At 68.0% G+C, this 16,805-nt stretch carries 19 protein-coding genes; 9 read left to right on the top strand and 10 right to left on the bottom strand.

Translation table 11 applies throughout. From position 1 onward, the window contains the following. Positions 1–13: 13 nt before the first annotated feature. The 8 genes from atpA to KBY90_RS09195 form a co-directional block, all read right to left on the bottom strand. Positions 14–1,531 (bottom strand): F0F1 ATP synthase subunit alpha, encoded by a 1,518-nt coding sequence (gene atpA / locus KBY90_RS09230; RefSeq protein WP_254968291.1) that lies wholly within the window; start codon positions 1,529–1,531, stop codon positions 14–16. Between the two features lie 94 nt (positions 1,532–1,625). Further along, complete coding sequence (gene atpH, locus KBY90_RS09225; protein WP_254968290.1) at positions 1,626–2,174, bottom strand: ATP synthase F1 subunit delta; 549 nt, start codon at positions 2,172–2,174, stop codon at positions 1,626–1,628. Beyond that, positions 2,174–2,704: a F0F1 ATP synthase subunit B gene (locus KBY90_RS09220; protein ID WP_254968289.1), complete on the bottom strand. Its 531-nt coding sequence runs from the start codon at positions 2,702–2,704 to the stop codon at positions 2,174–2,176. The genes atpH and KBY90_RS09220 overlap by 1 nt, the downstream gene beginning before the upstream one ends. Next, positions 2,704–3,195, bottom strand: coding sequence for a F0F1 ATP synthase subunit B' (locus tag KBY90_RS09215; protein ID WP_254968288.1), 492 nt, complete (start codon positions 3,193–3,195; stop codon positions 2,704–2,706). The genes KBY90_RS09220 and KBY90_RS09215 overlap by 1 nt, the downstream gene beginning before the upstream one ends. A gap of 74 nt (positions 3,196–3,269) precedes the next feature. Further along, on the bottom strand, positions 3,270–3,518 hold the full coding sequence (gene atpE / locus KBY90_RS09210) for an ATP synthase F0 subunit C (RefSeq protein WP_006911576.1): 249 nt from the start codon (positions 3,516–3,518) through the stop codon (positions 3,270–3,272). A 179-nt stretch (positions 3,519–3,697) separates the two neighbouring features. Beyond that, the gene (atpB, locus tag KBY90_RS09205; protein WP_254968287.1) at positions 3,698–4,426 is read right to left on the bottom strand and encodes a F0F1 ATP synthase subunit A; all 729 of its coding nucleotides are present in this window, start codon (positions 4,424–4,426) and stop codon (positions 3,698–3,700) included. 15 nt (positions 4,427–4,441) lie between these two features. Beyond that, positions 4,442–4,717 (bottom strand): hypothetical protein, encoded by a 276-nt coding sequence (locus KBY90_RS09200; protein ID WP_315858721.1) that lies wholly within the window; start codon positions 4,715–4,717, stop codon positions 4,442–4,444. Between the two features lie 214 nt (positions 4,718–4,931). Continuing rightward, on the bottom strand, positions 4,932–6,131 hold the full coding sequence (locus KBY90_RS09195; RefSeq protein WP_254968286.1) for a bifunctional 2-polyprenyl-6-hydroxyphenol methylase/3-demethylubiquinol 3-O-methyltransferase UbiG: 1,200 nt from the start codon (positions 6,129–6,131) through the stop codon (positions 4,932–4,934). Positions 6,132–6,256: 125 nt separating this feature from the next. Here KBY90_RS09195 and KBY90_RS09190 point away from each other — a divergent pair, with 125 nt between their 5' ends. From KBY90_RS09190 to KBY90_RS09160, 7 genes are all read left to right on the top strand, one after another. Continuing rightward, positions 6,257–9,271, top strand: coding sequence for a phycobilisome rod-core linker polypeptide (locus KBY90_RS09190; protein ID WP_254968285.1), 3,015 nt, complete (start codon positions 6,257–6,259; stop codon positions 9,269–9,271). A gap of 408 nt (positions 9,272–9,679) precedes the next feature. After that, on the top strand, positions 9,680–10,165 hold the full coding sequence (locus KBY90_RS09185; protein ID WP_254968284.1) for an allophycocyanin: 486 nt from the start codon (positions 9,680–9,682) through the stop codon (positions 10,163–10,165). Positions 10,166–10,205: 40 nt separating this feature from the next. Next, positions 10,206–10,694, top strand: a complete 489-nt coding sequence (apcB, locus tag KBY90_RS09180) for an allophycocyanin subunit beta (RefSeq protein WP_006909433.1) — start codon at positions 10,206–10,208, stop codon at positions 10,692–10,694. Between the two features lie 35 nt (positions 10,695–10,729). Beyond that, on the top strand, positions 10,730–10,930 hold the full coding sequence (locus KBY90_RS09175) for a phycobilisome linker polypeptide (protein ID WP_254968283.1): 201 nt from the start codon (positions 10,730–10,732) through the stop codon (positions 10,928–10,930). A 396-nt stretch (positions 10,931–11,326) separates the two neighbouring features. Next, positions 11,327–12,427 carry an FtsW/RodA/SpoVE family cell cycle protein gene (locus tag KBY90_RS09170; RefSeq protein WP_254968315.1) on the top strand — a complete coding sequence of 367 codons (1,101 nt, stop codon included), beginning with the start codon at positions 11,327–11,329 and terminating at the stop codon, positions 12,425–12,427. A 9-nt stretch (positions 12,428–12,436) separates the two neighbouring features. Continuing rightward, a complete protein-coding gene (locus KBY90_RS09165; protein ID WP_254968282.1) occupies positions 12,437–13,219 on the top strand; it encodes a cytochrome c biogenesis protein CcdA in 783 nt (260 codons plus the stop codon). Beyond that, complete coding sequence (locus KBY90_RS09160) at positions 13,219–14,607, top strand: cytochrome c biogenesis protein ResB (RefSeq protein WP_254968281.1); 1,389 nt, start codon at positions 13,219–13,221, stop codon at positions 14,605–14,607. The genes KBY90_RS09165 and KBY90_RS09160 overlap by 1 nt, the downstream gene beginning before the upstream one ends. Here the strand turns inward: KBY90_RS09160 and queF are convergent. Further along, positions 14,579–14,983: a preQ(1) synthase gene (queF, locus tag KBY90_RS09155; RefSeq protein WP_254968280.1), complete on the bottom strand. Its 405-nt coding sequence runs from the start codon at positions 14,981–14,983 to the stop codon at positions 14,579–14,581. The genes KBY90_RS09160 and queF overlap by 29 nt on opposite strands. A gap of 166 nt (positions 14,984–15,149) precedes the next feature. On the opposite strand from queF, the gene KBY90_RS09150 reads away from it, so the two are divergent. Further along, positions 15,150–15,488 (top strand): P-II family nitrogen regulator, encoded by a 339-nt coding sequence (locus KBY90_RS09150; protein ID WP_254968279.1) that lies wholly within the window; start codon positions 15,150–15,152, stop codon positions 15,486–15,488. Positions 15,489–15,516: 28 nt separating this feature from the next. Here the strand turns inward: KBY90_RS09150 and KBY90_RS09145 are convergent, their stop codons facing one another. Then, a complete protein-coding gene (locus KBY90_RS09145) occupies positions 15,517–16,407 on the bottom strand; it encodes a TlyA family RNA methyltransferase (protein WP_254968278.1) in 891 nt (296 codons plus the stop codon). Positions 16,408–16,597: 190 nt separating this feature from the next. On the opposite strand from KBY90_RS09145, the gene KBY90_RS09140 reads away from it, so the two are divergent. Next, positions 16,598–16,792, top strand: coding sequence for a hypothetical protein (locus KBY90_RS09140; protein WP_254968314.1), 195 nt, complete (start codon positions 16,598–16,600; stop codon positions 16,790–16,792). The last annotated feature ends 13 nt before the right edge of the window (positions 16,793–16,805 follow it).

Below are 16,805 nucleotides of genomic sequence, written 5' to 3'. Positions count from 1 at the left end.
CGACTCAGCTCCCTCAGGCGGTGGCAAGCATGGTCGACTTCACCTCATTGATGGCGTCCTTGAGCATGGCCTCAGCATCCTCGCTGAGCTGCTTCTCGGACATCACCTTGCTGATGTAGTCGGCCTTGTTGGTCTTGAGATAGTCACGCAGCTCACGGCAGAACTGGGTGACGGACTCCACGGGAACCTCGTCGATCAGCCCCTTCACACCGGCGTAGACCACCGCCACCTGCTCAGCCAGGTTGAGGGGGCTGAACTGGGACTGCTTGAGGATCTCGCGCAGACGCTTGCCCCGGGCGAGCTGGGCCTGGGTGGAGGCGTCGAGGTCGGAGGCGAACTGCGAGAACGCCGCCAGCTCGTCGAACTGGGCCAGCTCGAGCTTGAGGGTGCCGGCGATCTTCTTGATGGCCTTGGTCTGGGCGGCGCCACCGACCCGGCTCACCGAGATGCCCACGTTGATGGCAGGCCGCAGACCGGAGTTGAACAGGTCGGAACTCAGGAACACCTGACCGTCGGTGATCGAGATCACGTTGGTGGGAATGTAGGCCGACACGTCACCGGCCTGGGTTTCGATGATCGGCAGGGCCGTCATCGAGCCCTTGCCCATGGCGTCGCTGAGCTTGGCAGCGCGCTCCAGCAGGCGGCTGTGGAGGTAGAACACATCGCCGGGATAGGCCTCACGACCGGGCGGGCGGCGCAGCAGCAGGGACATCTGGCGATAGGCCTGGGCCTGCTTGGTGAGGTCGTCGTAGATCACCAGGGTGGCCTTGCCCTTGTACATGAAGGACTCAGCCAGGGCCGCGCCGGTGTAAGGGGCCAGGAACTGCATGGCAGCGGGCTCCGAGGCATTGGCGGCCACGACGATGGTGTAGTCCAGCGCGCCCTTCTCCCGCAGCACGTCCACCACGTTGGCGACGGAGGCAGCCTTCTGGCCGACGGCCACGTAGACGCAGACGACGTCTTCACCCTTCTGGTTGATGATCGTGTCGATCGCGATGGCGGTCTTGCCGGTCTGGCGGTCACCGATGATCAGCTCGCGCTGGCCCCGGCCGATCGGGATCATCGCGTCGATGGCGGTGATGCCCGTCTGCATGGGCTCGTGCACCGACTTGCGCTGGATGATGCCGGGAGCCATCGACTCGATCAGGCGCGTCTCGGTGGTCGCGATGTCACCCTTGCCGTCGATCGGCTGTCCCAGGGAATTCACCACCCGGCCGAGCATGGCGTCGCCCACCGGAACGGAGGCGATCTTGCCGGTCGCCTTGACGGTGCTGCCTTCCTGGATGCCACGGCCCTCGCCCATCAGCACCACGCCGACGTTGTCGTCCTCGAGGTTGAGGGCGATGCCTTCGGTACCATCCTCGAACTCAACAAGTTCGCCGGCCATCACCTGCTGCAGGCCGTAGATGCGGGCGATGCCGTCACCGATCTGCAGCACGGTGCCGACGTTGCTGACGGCGACCGACTTGTCGTAGTCCTCGATCTGCTGCTTGAGGATGGCGCTGATCTCGTCGGGGCGGATGGAAACCATGGCGGGAAGCCCCGGGGAGGGGCTGAGGAAGGAGAGCGGAGGAGAAGGAGGGTGGAGCGGGGCTTCAGCAGCCCCTTCAGAACTGGCTGGTGGGCTAGCTGACCTTGGCCAGGGCGAGGCCGAGACGGCGGACCTGGCCGGAGAGGCTGGCGTCGATGACCTGGGAACCCATGCTCACGACGAAGCCCCCGATCAGGGAGGGGTCGACCGCGAGGTCGAACTCCACGGCCTTGCTGCCGGCGATGGCCCGGACACGGGCGTTGAGCTGGCTCTGCTGCTCCTCGCTGAGGGGCGTGGCAGAGGTGACCCGGGCCAGAGTGATGTCGCGCGACTGGCGGTAGAGCTCGAGGAAGCGCCTGAGCACCGAATCCAGCACCGGCGTGCGCTGACGGTCGGCCAGGAGCTTGAGCAGGTTCTGGAGCGACGGGCTGATCTGCTCCCCGAACAGGGCCATCAGGGCGGCCTTCTTGGCTTCAGGTTCCAGCACGGGGGAGGTCATGGCCTCACGCAGCTGGGGAGTGGCATCCCAGATGGCGAGCAGGTCCCTGACCTGCTGAGCCACGGTGTCGGTCTCCTCGCGGGCCTCGGTGACCTGCAGGAGGGCCTCGGCGTAGGGGGTGGCGATGGTGTTCAGCAGTGGCATCAGGCGTTCCCCAGGTTCTGGATGGACTGGTCGATCAGGCGGGCCTGAGCTGTCTCATCAAGCTTGGCGGGCAGGCTGGCCAGGGCCTGTTCGATCGCCTGGCGGGCTGCTTCGCGGCGAAGCAAGGCCGTGACGCGGGAGGCCTCGGCCTTGAGATCGGCGGTGGCGTCTTCCTTGAGCCGGGCCATCTCCTCGATGGTGCGTTGCTGGCTGTCGACCCGGACGGCGTGGGCACGGGCCTGGCCGTCCTGACGGATCTGCTCGGCTTTCTGGCGAGCGGCCGCCAGATCCTGCTGAGCCTGGGTGAGGGCTGCCGTGGCCGACTGCAGCCGCTGCTCGGCATCGGAGAGGTCGGCGAGGATGGCCTGTCGGCGGCGCTCCAGGATCCCGCCCAGAAAACCCCTCAGGAACCAGACCAGAACCCCGATCACGATGACCAGGTTGATCAGGTTGGTGTCGAGGGGATTGAGATTGAGACCGAAGCCGCCGTGGTGGGCGAAAAGGGCTGTGAAGAAGGGGGTGAAGCTCATCAGGCGGCGAGCAGACGGTCGACGATGAGGGCGCCGAGACGATCGGCCTCGGCCTTGAGGGAGGCAAGAGCCTGCTGCTTCTCGGACTCGATCTGGCTGCGGGCCTGCTCACGCACGGCGATGGACTCGGCCTGGGCGGCGGCGAGGGCCTCGCGGTACAGCTTGTCGGCCTCCTGCTCCGCTTCCACGATCAGGTTCTGGACGTCCTGACGGGCCTCGCGCAGCTGCTCGGAGAGATCAGCGGCAAGACGCTCGGCCTGAGCCAGCTTCTGCTTGGCCTCGGCTCGGCTGGTGGTGACGTAGCCCTCACGCTCCTCGACGGCCTGTCCGACAGGGCGGAAGAACAGCGCGTTGAGAATGAAGGTGAGAAGGACCACCTGCACCGCCATCAGCGGCAGGGTGGCATCAAGGTCGAAGAGACCCCCCTCCGGGGAGCCGGTCGCAGCGCCGGTGACGGCGTCAGCAGTGGCAAGCAGGAGCCAGCTGGTCATTGTGAAGGGATCGCCGGTGGGGACGGTTGAGCAGTCACGGAGGGGACGGACTCAGCCGCCCCCGCTGTGCTCGATCAGCCGGCGAAGGGGTTGGCGAACAGCAGCACCAGGGCCACCACCAGGCCGTAGATGGTGAGAGCTTCCATGAAGGCCAGGGACAGCAGCAGGGTGCCGCGGATCTTGCCCTCGGCCTCGGGCTGACGGGCGATGCCTTCCACAGCCTGACCGGCTGCGGTGCCCTGGCCGATGCCAGGGCCGATGGCGGCGAGACCCACGGCCAGAGCGGCGGCCAGAACGGAAGCGGCGGAGGTCAGATCACTCATTGGTGGAAAGGAGATGAGGAGAGCGCAGGAAAAGCGCGGAATGGGCTGGAGCGCGGCCGGGACACTCCCCTCAGGGAGCGGGCCCGGTTCCACCCGGACCTGCGCGCGATGAGTTTGGCAGATGGGCTGCCAGCAACTCTTCTGGACAGCTCAGGAGTGGAGGACCTGAGCGGGAGGTGTCAGTGGTGTTCCTCGTGCACGGCCTCGCCGATGTAGTTGGCGGCGAGGGTGGCGAAGATCAACGCCTGGATGGCACTGGTGAACAGGCCCAGGAACATGGCCGGCAGGGGAACGATCACCGGCACCAGGAACGCCAGCACGCCCACCACGAGCTCGTCGGCCAGGATGTTTCCGAACAGACGGAAGGACAGGGAGAGCGGTTTAGTGAAGTCTTCGATGATCTTGAAGGGGAGCATGATCGGCGTCGGCTCCACGTAGTACTCGAAGTAGCGCAATCCCTTGCGGCTCAGGCCGGCATAGAAATAGGAGAGGGACACCAGCAAGGCCATCGCCACTGTGGTGTTGATGTCGGCGGTGGGAGCGCCGAGCTCACCGGAGGGCAGTTCGATGATCTTCCAGGGGATCAGAGCCCCGCCCCAATTGCAGACGAAAATGAAGAGGAAGAGCGTGCCGATGAACGGCAGCCAATCGCGGTAGGCCTTCTCGCCGATCTGCTCGCGGGCCAGATCACGGATGTAGGTCCAGAGGAACTCCAGCAGGTTCTGCACACCGCGGGGATCCCGTTCCATCCTGCGGGTGCCGATCACCACCAGGGCCAGCAGGGCACCGATCACCACCCAGGAGCTCAGGAACACCTGGCCATGGAGCTGCAGGCGACCAAGCTGCCAGTAGAACTGCTGTCCCACCTCCAGTTCGGCGAACGGAAGGGCGAGGGGCAAGGGAACCATGGGATGCGGATTGGTTCAGGGGGCAAGGACGGCCTGCAGCAGCAGGGCCGGTTTGTAGAGAACGAAACCGGCGAGAGCCGGCAACAGTTCAATGGCGGGGATGCGGGCAGCAGCCACCACAAGCAGGGCAGGAACCACGATCTGGAAGCGCCCCAGGGAGCGGGAATCCGGACCGATCCGGGCCACGCTTCGGGCCAGCAGGCGCAGGTACAGCAGTCCGCAGCAGCCGCCGAGGAGCAGGCTGCGGCCCGCAGCCGCACCGAAGACGGCCCAGCAGGCCAGTGTGACCACGACGGTGACCGTCAGGGTGGCCAGGAGCAGTCGGGCCTGAAGGCGGGCGTACTCAGCATCCGCGGCTGATCCTGGCGCGGAGGATGCATCCCGAAGGGAGTCCGACCGTTCCTGCCGGTCACTGACGTCGCCGGAGTCGGCGGGGGAGGCAGTGGCGGCGGAAGTGGCCTGCAAGCACAGGAAGCGTGAAGCCCGCGCAACTTATCACGGAGCATTAAGCCACCAGCTGCAGCACCCCCAGTGCCATCAGCCGGCGGACCCGCCGGCAGCGCTCCTGCGGGTCCTGGGCCAGCTCCAGGTCTCCCAGGGGGCAGGCTGGGGCGGCCTCCACGGCCTGAACCAGGGCGAGATCCCGCTCCTCGATCGACAGGGGAATCAGGTCGGGACCGAGCAGGTCCGTTGAGGGCCAGCCCCACAGGCAGCGGTTGCGCTGGGCACAGGCAGCCAGCAGGGCGCCGTCGTCACTCCAGTCCTGCCGCGGCAGCGGCGGCCTGGCGAGAAAGAATTCGAAGTGGCTGATGTCCGGGTCGAGATCCTCCACCAGGGCCCAGCGCTCGAGCTCCGGCAGCTCCCGGGCGCGCTCGAGCAGTTCACCGCGCAGGAGCCGGGCAGGATCCCACACCTGGGGATTGGAGAATCCGGCGAACTCCAGATCGGCGCTGGCCACGAAGGCCATCAGCCGGGCGATGTCGTAGCTGCTCTCCTGGGGGTGCAGATACATGTCGGCGAAGTTGGCGTCGGCCGCCGTGTCCAGAGCCCAGCGTTGCTCGTGGTGGCGGCGCAGCCGGTTGCCCTCGGGCAGATCGCTGAAGAGTTGCCGCCCCAGCCGCAGAGCCTCGCCATCGCTGCCCACCCCCAGACGGCTGAGGCTGCGCTGCACGCGGTGGATCTCCCAGCGGCCGCCGTCGGCGTACAGGAACAGGTGCAGGAGTCCGCCGGGCCGCAGCAGACCGGCGAGGGCCCGCAGCCCCGCCTGCGGCTCGCGCAGGTGGTGCAGCACACCGACGGAATTGATGTAGTCGAAGGGCCCTTCCCCTGCCAGATCCAGCAGGCTGCGCTGTTCGATCCGCAGATCCTCCACCAGGGCGGCGGCCCCGGAGCGGCGGGTCCGTTCCCGGGCCACCTCCAGCGCTCCGGCACTGATGTCCACCGCCAGCACGGTGGAGCCTGGGTTGAGGTGGCACAGGTAGTCGGTGCTGACGCCGGTGCCGCAGCCCGCATCGAGGATCCGCCAGCGGCGCGCACCCCCCGCAGCTGGCGCAGGCAGGGCTCCGGCCGTGAAGGCCCGGACGCTGTCCACGCACCAGCGCCAGTTGTAACCGGGCGGTGGGCCGTCCTGAAGCGGATCCGACGGGTAGGGGAAGCGGTCATAGAAGGCGCTCACCACCGGGGTGGCGGCATCGCTGGCTGGCACGGCTGCTGGATCGCTGGATGGAGCATTTCACGGCAGCCGCGCCGGCGCTGCAAACATTTGTTCATGGCCTCCCGGGGCCCCGAGGGGCCAGCCGTAGGTTGGCCCAGCCCGGTTCGCTCTCGTCAATGACCGTGACCGCCAGCAGCGGCAGCACCAGGGTTGCTCCCCAGCGCTACGACACCCTGCCGCTGTCCAGCGTCCGTCAGGCGGAACAGGAGGATCGCTTCCCCGACGGGGGCGAACTGGACAACCTGATCACCTTCTTCCAGAGCGGCCAGCGCCGCGTGGAGGCCGCGCGGCGGATCAGCGCCAACGCGGAGTTCATCGTGGCCAAGGCCGCCAACCGCATCTTCTCGGGCGGCACTCCCCTCTCCTACCTCGACGCCCCCCTGAGCCCCGCCGGCACGGCTGAGAGCACACCCCTGGCGGCGGACCAGGCGGCGTTCCAGCGCTCGGTGCAGACCTTCGTGGGCACGGCGGCCGGCAGCGGCCGGGGCAACCTGATCGGCCGTCTGCTGGAGGGGGCCGGCGGCGACGCCGACGTCCGCGTCGTCCTGCCTTCGGGCTTCAGCCCGATCGCCGTGGGGCGCTACGGCACTGCGCGGATGAAGAAGTCGATCCGCGACCTGGCCTGGTTCCTGCGCTACGTGGGCTATGCCCTGGTGGCGGGCGACCCCAGCATCCTTGCCGTGAACACCCGCGGCCTGCGCGACGTGCTCGAGAAGGCCTGTTCCCTTGCGGCCACCAACGTGGCCCTGCAGGAGATGCGCGCCGCGGCGGCCGGGCTGTTCAAGGACGAGCCCGAGACGCGCGCCCTGGTGATCGAGTACTTCAACGTGCTCATCGCCGAGCTGGCGATCCCCACCCCATCGGCTCGTCAGCGTCTCGGCAGCCCGGTGAACCAGGGCCTGCAACTGCCCGCCACCTACGCCCTCGGCGCCCAGGGCAAGGCCCAGCGCTTCACCATGAAGCCCACCATGACCGGGGCCCAGAAGGCCGAGGTGATCCGGGCCGCGTACCGGCAGGTGTTCGAGCGGGACATCGTCAAGGGCTACAGCCTCGAGGTCTGTCCGGTGGAGGCCACTCAGGTGCGCCAGGGCCAGATCTCCATGCGCGAATTCATCCGCGCCCTTGGCCGCAGCCGCGATTACCAGAAGCAGTTCTACGGCCGCTTCTCCAACAGCCGCGCCGTGGAGCTGGCCTTCCGCCACTTCCTGGGGCGTGGCATCAGCTCCCGGGAGGAATTCACCCGCTACTTCGACATCGTCAGCGAGCAGGGGCTGCCGGGTCTGGTGGATTCCCTGGTGAACTCGATGGAGTACGCCAGGGTGTTCGGCGAGGAAACGGTGCCCTTCCTGCGTGACCTCGGTGAAGAGGCCCAGGAGAGCGCCGGCTGGGGCAGCAACCGCAAGCTGTTCCGCTTCAGTGCTCCTTTCGAAGGGGCTCCGCAGTACGTCACCCTCTACGCGTCCTACCGCCAGCCCCTGGCGGACCAGCATCCCTATGGCGGAGGCAACGACCCGCTGGCCCTCACCTACGGAGCCATCTTCCCCTCCGGTACCGCGAAGGTCGCCACCCGACCGGCTCCCTTCAGCTACGACACCCGGCGGATCCTGATCGGCAATGGCATGGCCCAGCCGGGTCAGATGGACAGCCCCACATTCCGCCGGGCCACGCCGCGCCGGGTGGGGCCCAAGGTGGTGCGGCTGCAGCAGATCGCCACCGGCGGCAACTCGGTGCCGCGCCGTGGGGGTCAGCCCAGCGTGCGGGGCACCGAGAGCAGCACCCAGGCCGTGATCAACGCCGTGTATGTGCAGGTGCTCGGCAACACCGGCTACGCGGGCGAGCGCAACAAGGTGGAGGAGATCAAGCTTGAGAACGGTGATATCAGCCTGCGCGAATTCGTGCGTCAGGTGGCCCGCAGCAACGCCTTCCGGCGCCGCTACTGGACCGGCCTCTACATCACCAAGGCGATCGAGGTGATGCATCGGCGCCTGCTCGGCCGCCCCACCTTCGGGCGCTGGGAGATCGACGCCTACTTCGATACCGCCGCCCGCTCCGGCTTCTACGGCGTGGTCGACAGCATGCTCAACAGCCGGGAGTACAACGACTGCTTCGGTGAGGACACCGTTCCCTACGAGCGCTTCATCACCCCGGCAGACCGCAATGCCCGCAAGGTGCCGGGACTCAACCCGGGTTTCGATCCCCGGCGTTACGTCGACACGGCAGCCCGTCAGCGGCCCGAGACGCGCGCCGACCAGACGCTGCGCACCACCGCCGACATCACCCCCCGCAACCTGCCGGACCGGCGCACCGTGATCCGCGGGGTGTGGAGCGCCAAGATCGCCGGTGGCCTCACCGCCGCTCCCCCATCCCCCGCCAGAAGCACTGGCCCCGGCAGCCTGCGCACCAGCCCTGCGCCCAGCCGCCGCTGGCGGGCGGATGAAGGCAAGGCCTTCTGGAGCACTCCCGGAGGAGCGGGGATCCGCCCAGCCCAGGCTCCTGCGCCTGTGGCCGGGATCTGGAGCAAGGCCGTCAGCACCAATCTGGCGGCGGTGCCGGCGAAGCAGCCGGGCGCCGCCATGGCTCAGGCCCTGCGTCCTGGACAGCCCCAGGGCTTCAGGCGCCGACAGAGCCTCGCTCGCCCGCTGCAGGTGGGCCGCACCACCTCCGAGGCCGACATCCAGACCGCCATCGAGTCGGTTTACCGTCAGCTGCTCAACCGCGTGCCTCTCACCGCCGAGCGGCTCACGGACAGCGAGTCGCAGTTCCGCAACAACCAGCTCTCGGTCGCCGAGTTCGTGGCCGTTGTCGCCGGCAGCGATCTGTTCCAGCAACGACTGAACCGCATGGCCCCTCTGCGGGCCGCCGCCGCCGCCCACCTGGCGCTGCTGGGCCGGGCCGCCCAGCCAGCGGAGACCTGCCGCTTCCTGGCTCTGGGGACCAGTCGGGGCCTGCTGGCCGCGATCGACGATCTGCTCAACAGCCCCGCCTACGCAGCAGCCTTCGGCCAGGACACGGTTCCCTATGTGCGTGGCATGGCCACCAGCGACGGCGTGCCTCTGGTGACGGTCAACCGCACGGCTGCCCTTTACGGCGGCAACGCAGGGCTGACCCCTTCTCCGAAGGGAGCCGTCTGAGCCAGGGCGCCCACCCGCCGGCAAAAACCCGGGCTCAGCCTCCAGATTCGCAAGAACCCGGATCGAGTCCATCCTCAGATCACCCATGCACGATCACGCCAGCAAAGCCTGGGCGCGACCGTGCATCTTTTGCTGTTCGAATTAGCCCTGCAGCTAACGAAGCCGACACAATGAAGGCCTCGGATATCAACATTCGTGATCAACCGGAACTATCAGCGATGCCAGCCAGATCCCTTGCACCGCAAGCGATCTGACTTCGCCGAACGCCGTGAAGAACTGTTACCGCGGCTCCGGGGGGACGGGGGCGTTGCCACAGAATGATTCGGCGATCGGCGCGAGTCGATCGCTCCCTTACCCACCGGATACCGGTCACCGTCAAGGCGGCCGCTTGTTTCGAGGCAGAACTGCATGAGCATCGTCTCCAACTCGATCATCAACGCGGACGCCGAAGCCCGCTACCTCAGCCCTGGCGAACTCGACCAGATCAAATCCTTCGTCGCCGCCGGCCAGCGCCGGGTGCGTGTCGCCCAGGTGCTCTCCGAGAGCCGCGAACGCATCGTCAAGACGGCGGGCGCCGCGCTCTTCCAGCGGCGTCCCGACGTCATCTCCCCCGGCGGCAGTGCCTACGGCGAGGAGATGACCGCCTCCTGTCTGCGCGACATGGACTACTACCTCCGTCTGGTGACCTACGGGGTCGTGGCCGGCGATGTGACCCCCATCGAAGAGATCGGCATCATCGGCGCCAAGGAGATGTACCGCTCCCTGGGTGTTCCCCTCGATGCCATGGCCGAGTCCGTGCGGGAGATGAAGAACGCCGCCATGGGCCTGCTCACTGGCGCCGACGCCGAAGAGGCCGGCTTCTACTTCGACTACGTCGTCGGCGCCCTCTCCTGAGGCTGCCCCTCTCTCCATCCCCGCCACCACAGACGGATTCATGCAAGACGCGATCACCAACGTCATCAACCAGGCCGACGTTCAGGGCCTCTACCTCGACGGTTCCGCCATGGGCCGCCTGGAGCAGTACTTCGCCAGCGGTGAGCTTCGGGTCCGCGCTGCTGCCACCATCAGCGCCAATGCATCGGCCATCATCAAGGAGGCCGTTGCCAAATCCCTGCTGTACTCGGACATCACCCGTCCCGGCGGCAACATGTACACCTGCCGCCGCTACGCAGCCTGCATCCGCGACCTCGACTACTACCTGCGGTATGCCACCTACGCCATGCTGGCCGGTGACACCTCGATCCTGGATGAACGGGTTCTGAACGGCCTCAAGGAAACCTACAACTCCCTGGGAGTGCCCATCGGCGCCACCGTGCAGTCGATCCAGGCCATGAAGGAAGTCACGGCTTCGCTGGTGGGTCCCGATGCCGGTCGTGAGATGGCCGTCTACTTCGACTACATCTGCTCCGGCCTGGGCAACTGACATCCGTCCACCAGTTCATCCAGCGGATCCCAGCCATGCGCCTGTTCAAGATCACGGCCTGCATCCCCTCACCGGAGAAAGCCCGTACCCAGAGGGAGCTTCAGAACACCTACTTCACCAAGTGGGTCCCTTTCGAAAGCTGGTTCGCCGAGCAGCAGCGGATCATGAAGCAGGGAGGGAAGATCCTCAAGGTCGAGCTGGCCACCGGTCGTCCTCAGGTGAACGTCGGGAACTGAAACCACGGTTTCCCCTGGCCTCAGCTTTTCCCCTGGCCTCCGCTCAGGTTGCCCGACAGGGAGTGCCATCCAAGCTCCGTTCATCTCCTTGAAGTCACGAACCCGGCCTGTGGCCGGGTTTTTTCATGACCCTTGTCAGGACCACAAGCTGACCCAGCCCTGTCCGCGACGCAGCATCCGTGCCGTTCGGCTCGCTTCCGGGACCAGGTCTCGACAATCCCACCTCCGGCACGGCTCAATGGTTCCAGCCTCTGACCCAGAGCCACCATCACCTTGAGCACCACCGTCACACGACTCCCCGGCTCGCGGACAGCGCCAGGGAAGCGGAAGAGCAACCTCGTGGAACGTCTGCTGCCCTGGCCGTGGGAAGCCTGGCCGGCCGAAGCGCGTCTGCTCATGGGGCTGGTGGCTCTCTGGAGCCTCGTCGGCCTGCTGGTGCTGGCCTCCGCCAGCTGGTGGGTGGCGGAACGGGAGATGGGCGACGGTGCCTACTACCTCAAACGGCAGCTGATCTGGATGGTGGCGAGCTGGGGGCTGCTCTGGCTGGGGGTGCGCACGAACCTGCGCCGCTGGCTGCATCTGGCTCCCCTGGCACTGCTGGTGGGCTGTGTGCTGGTGGCCGCCACCCTGGTGGTGGGCAGCACGGTGAACGGCGCCAGCCGCTGGCTGGTGCTGGGCCCGATCCAGCTGCAGCCCTCGGAACTGGTGAAGCCCTTCGTGATCCTCCAGGGTGCGGCACTGTTCGCGCACTGGCGGCGGATCGGACTCGATCAGAAGCTGCTCTGGGTGGGTGTGTTCTGCCTGTTGATCCTGATGATCCTCAAGCAGCCGAACCTCAGCACCGCCGCCCTCACCGGACTGTTGCTCTGGTTGATGGCCCTGGCGGGCGGCGTGGGCCTGCCGCTGCTGCTCGGCGCCGCCAGCGCCGGGGGGCTGCTCGGTGTCGCCAGCATCTCCATGAACACCTACCAGCGCCTGCGCGTGGTGTCGTTCCTGGATCCCTGGCGGGATGCCCAGGGCGATGGCTACCAGCTGGTGCAGAGCCTCCTGGCCATCGGATCCGGGGGCCTGTTCGGCGAGGGCTTCGGCCTGTCCACCCAGAAACTGCAGTACCTGCCGATCCAGAGCACGGACTTCATCTTCGCGGTGTTCGCCGAGGAATTCGGCTACGTGGGCTCGGTGGTGCTGCTGCTGTTCCTGCTGCTGTTCGGATTCGTGGGGCTGCGGGTGGCCCTGAGCTGCCGCAGCAACCAGCACCGGCTGGTGGCCATGGGCTGCACCACGCTCCTGGTGGGCCAGTCGATCCTCAACATCGCCGTGGCCACCGGGGCGATGCCCACCACGGGACTGCCGCTGCCGATGATCAGCTACGGAGGCAACTCACTGATGGCCTCACTGCTGATCTGCGGTCTGCTGATCCGCTGCTCCATGGAAGCAGGCGGCCTGGCGTCCGTTCCCCACACCAGCCGCCGACGCCGGCCAGCGCCCGCCCGATAGGGTGGCCCCATGAGCATCGATGGGCTGCCACTGGCCGACCTGGGCCTTTCGATCAGCGATATGGCACGTCAGAGCGAGCTCCTGCTGCGCCAATCCCTCACCTCCCCGGGGCCGGGGACCCTGGCCGTGGTGTTCACCGGCGGGCTGCTCACCAGCCTCGGGCCCTGTTCCCTGTCCCTGCTGCCGGTCACCATGGCCTACCTGGCCGGTTTCGGCAGTGAGCCGCAGCTGGGCAGCCTGCAGCCCGCCGGTGCAGGCCAGGGCCGTGCTCCCTGGCTGCGCAGCCTCAGCTTCGCCGGCGGCATCGTCTCCGCCCTGGTGCTCCTGGGGCTGGTGAGCGGCCTTCTGGGCAAGGTCTATGGGCAGATCCCCGGTCTGATCCCCACCCTGGTGGCCCTCCTGGCCCTGCTGATGGGCCTGAACCTGCTGGGCATCCTGCGGGTGCCGCTGCCGGCAGGCCCGGATCCCGAGCGCTGGCGCCGCCTGGTGCCCGCTCCCCTGGAACCCCTGGCGGCCGGACTGGCTTTCGGCCTGGCCGCCACGCCCTGCACGACGCCGGTGCTGGCCGTGCTGCTGGGCTGGATGGCGCAGGCGGGCCGGCCGCTGGCGGGAATGCTCCTGCTCACCTGCTTCGGGGCCGGACAGGTGCTGCCATTGCTGGTGGCCGGCACTGCCGCCGCCAGTCTGCCCGGCCTGCTCAGCCTCCGCCAGGCTGGTCAGTGGGTGCCGCCCCTCAGCGGTGCCGTGCTGGTGACCACCGGGCTGCTGACACTGGTGGCCAACTGGTCGTGATGGGTCAAGCCTCAGCGTCCCGGCTCCTGTACCGGCTGGCCGCCTGGATCTCAGACCTGCGCCTGGCCATCGGACTGCTGGTGGTGATCGCCATCGCCAGCGGAATCGGCACCGTGATCCCCCAGCTGGAGCCGGAGGGGCTCTACCACCAGCTCTACGACCGCCAGCCCTGGCTCGGGCTGCTGAACGGGGAGCGGGTGCTTGCCCTGCAGCTCGATCACGTCTATTCCAGCGGCTGGTTCCTGAGCCTGATGGCCTGGCTCGGCCTGGCGCTGCTGCTCTGCAGCTGGCGGCGCCAGTGGCCTGCCCTGCAGGCGGCGCTGCGCTGGATCGACTACCGCACACCGCGGCAGCTCAGCAAGCTCAGCGTGGCCCAGACCCTGGCAGCGGAGGATGTGGACAGCTGCCTGGCGCGGCTCGAGCAGCTGCTGCGGGAGCGCGGCTGGGAGGTGCAACGCCACCCCGACCGGCTGGCGGCCCGTCAGGGCGTGCTGGGACGCGTGGGCCCCCTGCTGGTGCATGCGGGCCTGGTGGTGCTGCTGGTGGGTGCAGCCTGGGGAGCCCTGGGGGGCCAGCGCGCGGAGCAGTTCCTCGCCCCTGGGCGCACGCTGGAGCTGATCGACAGCCGCGGCCACAGCCAGCTCACCCTGGCCCTCGATGCCTTCGCGGTGGAACGGGATCCCGCCGGTCGTCCTGAGCAGTTCCGCTCCCGGCTGCGGATTCTCCAGGGCAGCGGGATCGATGCCGCCGCGGTGGAAGCCACCGAACTGGAGGACGGCCAGGCCCGGACGCCTGCCCAGGCCGTGCGCGAGGCCGAGATCAGCGTCAACCACCCACTGCGCTTCCGCGGCGTCACCTTCTACCAGGCCGACTGGGGGCTGGCGGCCATCACCCTTCAGCTGGGCCGCAGCCCGGAGCTGCAGCTGCCGCTGCAGAGCCTTCCCCAACTCGGAGACCAGGTGTGGGGGCTGGTGCTGCCGACCCGGCCGGACGGCAGTGATCCCGTGCTCCTCAGTGTCGCCAGCGAGCAGGGGCCCGTGGACGTCTACGGCTCCGACGGCGTGCTGATCGGCTCCCTTGGCGTGGGCGGCGAGGCGCTGGAGGTGAACGGGCTGCCCCTGCGGGTGCGTGGGGTGCTGCCCGCCAGCGGCATCCTGCTGAAGCGCGATCCGGGCGTGCCGCTGGTGTACGCAGGATTCGCCATCGCCCTGCTGGGTGGCGGTCTGAGCCTGCTGGCCACCCGCCAGCTCTGGGCCATCGCCGAGGCGGGAGAACCGGCTGGGCGGCTGCACGTGGCCGGGCTCTGCAACCGCAATCTCACCGCCTTCGCCATCGAGCTTCCCCTGCTCCTCGGCCAGCTCAGCAGTCCTGACGGCTGCCGTGGCTGACCCGCACCACGGTGTGGACGTTGCCACGGGGGTTGAAATCGGCCTCCAGCTGCATCCAGCAGGGTTCACAGGCGGCGACGAAGTCGTCGAGGATCCGGTTGGCGGCCTCCTCATGGGAGATCGACCGGTTGCGATAGCCATTCACATAGAGCTTGATCGCCTTGAGTTCCATCACCCGGGGGCCGGGCTGGTAAAGCAGGCGCAGGGTGGCGAAATCGGGATAACCGGAGAAGGGGCACAGGCAGGTGAACTCGGGCAGCGTGATGGCGATCTCGTAGGGGCGGCCAGGCCTGGGGTTGTCGAAGCAGATCAGCTCGGCCTCGGCGATCGCCCGCTCGCCGTAGCGGGGTGTGCGGGTTTGTTCGGAGGAGGTCATGACACCGGGCCAGCTCGGGAGCGATCCTATGGAGGGTCGTGAACGGGCGTAGCAACGGCTACGACAACCCCCGATCAGCTCAGGTCTGATGGGCCCGTCCCGCCCTCTGGCGGGGATTCCCTGAGAGACTCTCCGTCCAGCCCATCCACCCAGCTCAGCTGCTTCCATGAAAAAAGTCGAGGCCATCATTCGTCCCTTCAAGCTCGAGGACGTCAAGATCGCGCTGGTGAATGCGGGCATCGTGGGCATGACCGTGAGCGAGGTGCGCGGATTCGGACGCCAGAAGGGCCAGGTGGAGCGCTACCGGGGCTCCGAGTTCACCGTGGAGTTCCTGCAGAAGCTCAAGCTGGAGATCGTCGTCGACGACGACAAGGTGGACACCGTCGTGGAGGCGATCCAGGGTGCTGCCCGCACCGGCGAGATCGGTGACGGCAAGATCTTCGTGAGCACGATCGACTCGGTGATCCGCATCCGAACCGGTGACCGCGACAGCGGCGCCATCTGACCGCCGGCCAACCGCCGGATCGTCGGCCTCAGCCTGCCCCCAGGGTCGCCTGCACCAGTTCACGGATCGTCCTCCCGTCCACAGGCGGGGAGGGGGGAGATGATCCGGGCGGGCGACCCTCCCCGGCCAGGTCCTCTGCCGGCGTCGAGCCGCCCGAGCGCAGCCACAGCAGGTACTCATGGTTTCCCGCCGGACCCGTGATCGGTGAGGCCACCAGACCGGCCGGCTGAAGCCCGAGCGGCGCAGCGGCCGCGATCACAGCTTCGATGGCGTCGGCATGGGCAGCCGGGTCGCGCACCACGCCTCCCTTGCCGACACGCCCCCTGCCCACTTCAAACTGGGGCTTGACGAGCACCACCAGATCCACGCCAGCCCCCTGAGCAGTCGGCTGGAGCAAGCCCAGCAGCGCGGGCAGCACCAGCGCGAGCGAGATGAACGACACGTCCGCCACGGCCAGGTCGGGCCGAGGATCGCCGGCGGCAAAGAGATCCGAGGCGTTGAGATGGCGCAGGTTGGTGCGCTCACGCAGCACCACCCGCGGATCACTGCGCAGACTCCAGGCCGTCTGGCCGTAGCCCACATCGATGGCGTACACGCGGGCGGCACCGTGCTGGAGCAGGCAGTCGGTGAAGCCACCGGTGGACACGCCCCCATCGACACAGACCCGGCCCTGCAGCGGCAGCGCGAACGCCTGCAGCGCCGCCTCGAGCTTGTCGCCCCCACGGGACACGAAACGGGGTGGCTGGCGCACCTCGAGGGCCAGATCCCTGGATACATCCGTGCCCGGCTTGTCCAGCACCCGATCACCGGAGCGCACCCGGCCCGCACGGATCAGCTGCTGGGCCTGCTGACGGCTGGAGGCCAGGCCGCGGTCGACCAGCTCCAGATCGAGGCGTTGCTTGCGAGGAAGGCTGGCCATGGCGCCGGCAGGCGGGCCGGAGGGAATGGTGTGATGAAACCACAACCGAAACGAAACAGATTGCCCCCGGGTGGAGGGGGTGCGGCGGATGCGCGGGAGGATGACTTCAGCCGAGCACACCGCCATGGCTCCCCGCCGCGCCAGCACTGCCGCCAGGGCCGCCAGCGGTGGATCCAGCCGCTGTTCATCCCTGCAGCAGAAGGCCTCCAACGTGGTGCAGCTCCTGCAACCGGGAAGCTTCGTGAAACTGCGCAACCAGCCCGACGACCTGCCTCCCTTCGAGCTGATCCGCTGCCGCGGCGGCCGCTGCTGGGTGCGCCAGCAGGCCTGGGGCGCCCTGGTGCAATGGGAGGTGGAGCACCGGCGGCTGACCGCAGTCGCCTGAGCCGAGCACCTGC

Origin of the sequence: Cyanobium sp. CH-040, from assembly GCF_024346135.1 — a bacterium.
Classification (GTDB): domain Bacteria; phylum Cyanobacteriota; class Cyanobacteriia; order PCC-6307; family Cyanobiaceae; genus NIES-981.
The sequence above is the reverse complement of the archived record's forward strand: the minus strand, read 5'-3'. Positions and strand labels throughout refer to the sequence as shown.

Excerpts from the sequence above, each read along its gene's own strand:
- KBY90_RS09190 (WP_254968285.1), top strand. The coding sequence starts at position 6,257 with ATGACCGTGACCGCCAGCAGCGGCAGCACCAGGGTTGCTCCCCAGCGC.
- atpB (WP_254968287.1), bottom strand. The coding sequence starts at position 4,426 with ATGGTTCCCTTGCCCCTCGCCCTTCCGTTCGCCGAACTGGAGGTGGGA.
- apcB (WP_006909433.1), top strand. The coding sequence starts at position 10,206 with ATGCAAGACGCGATCACCAACGTCATCAACCAGGCCGACGTTCAGGGC.
- atpE (WP_006911576.1), bottom strand. The coding sequence starts at position 3,518 with ATGAGTGATCTGACCTCCGCCGCTTCCGTTCTGGCCGCCGCTCTGGCC.
- KBY90_RS09175 (WP_254968283.1), top strand. The coding sequence starts at position 10,730 with ATGCGCCTGTTCAAGATCACGGCCTGCATCCCCTCACCGGAGAAAGCC.
- queF (WP_254968280.1), bottom strand. The coding sequence starts at position 14,983 with ATGACCTCCTCCGAACAAACCCGCACACCCCGCTACGGCGAGCGGGCG.
- atpA (WP_254968291.1), bottom strand. The coding sequence starts at position 1,531 with ATGGTTTCCATCCGCCCCGACGAGATCAGCGCCATCCTCAAGCAGCAG.
- KBY90_RS09165 (WP_254968282.1), top strand. The coding sequence starts at position 12,437 with ATGAGCATCGATGGGCTGCCACTGGCCGACCTGGGCCTTTCGATCAGC.
- KBY90_RS09185 (WP_254968284.1), top strand. The coding sequence starts at position 9,680 with ATGAGCATCGTCTCCAACTCGATCATCAACGCGGACGCCGAAGCCCGC.
- atpH (WP_254968290.1), bottom strand. The coding sequence starts at position 2,174 with ATGCCACTGCTGAACACCATCGCCACCCCCTACGCCGAGGCCCTCCTG.
- KBY90_RS09220 (WP_254968289.1), bottom strand. The coding sequence starts at position 2,704 with ATGAGCTTCACCCCCTTCTTCACAGCCCTTTTCGCCCACCACGGCGGC.
- KBY90_RS09145 (WP_254968278.1), bottom strand. The coding sequence starts at position 16,407 with ATGGCCAGCCTTCCTCGCAAGCAACGCCTCGATCTGGAGCTGGTCGAC.
- KBY90_RS09150 (WP_254968279.1), top strand. The coding sequence starts at position 15,150 with ATGAAAAAAGTCGAGGCCATCATTCGTCCCTTCAAGCTCGAGGACGTC.
- KBY90_RS09170 (WP_254968315.1), top strand. The coding sequence starts at position 11,327 with ATGGGGCTGGTGGCTCTCTGGAGCCTCGTCGGCCTGCTGGTGCTGGCC.
- KBY90_RS09215 (WP_254968288.1), bottom strand. The coding sequence starts at position 3,195 with ATGACCAGCTGGCTCCTGCTTGCCACTGCTGACGCCGTCACCGGCGCT.
- KBY90_RS09160 (WP_254968281.1), top strand. The coding sequence starts at position 13,219 with ATGGGTCAAGCCTCAGCGTCCCGGCTCCTGTACCGGCTGGCCGCCTGG.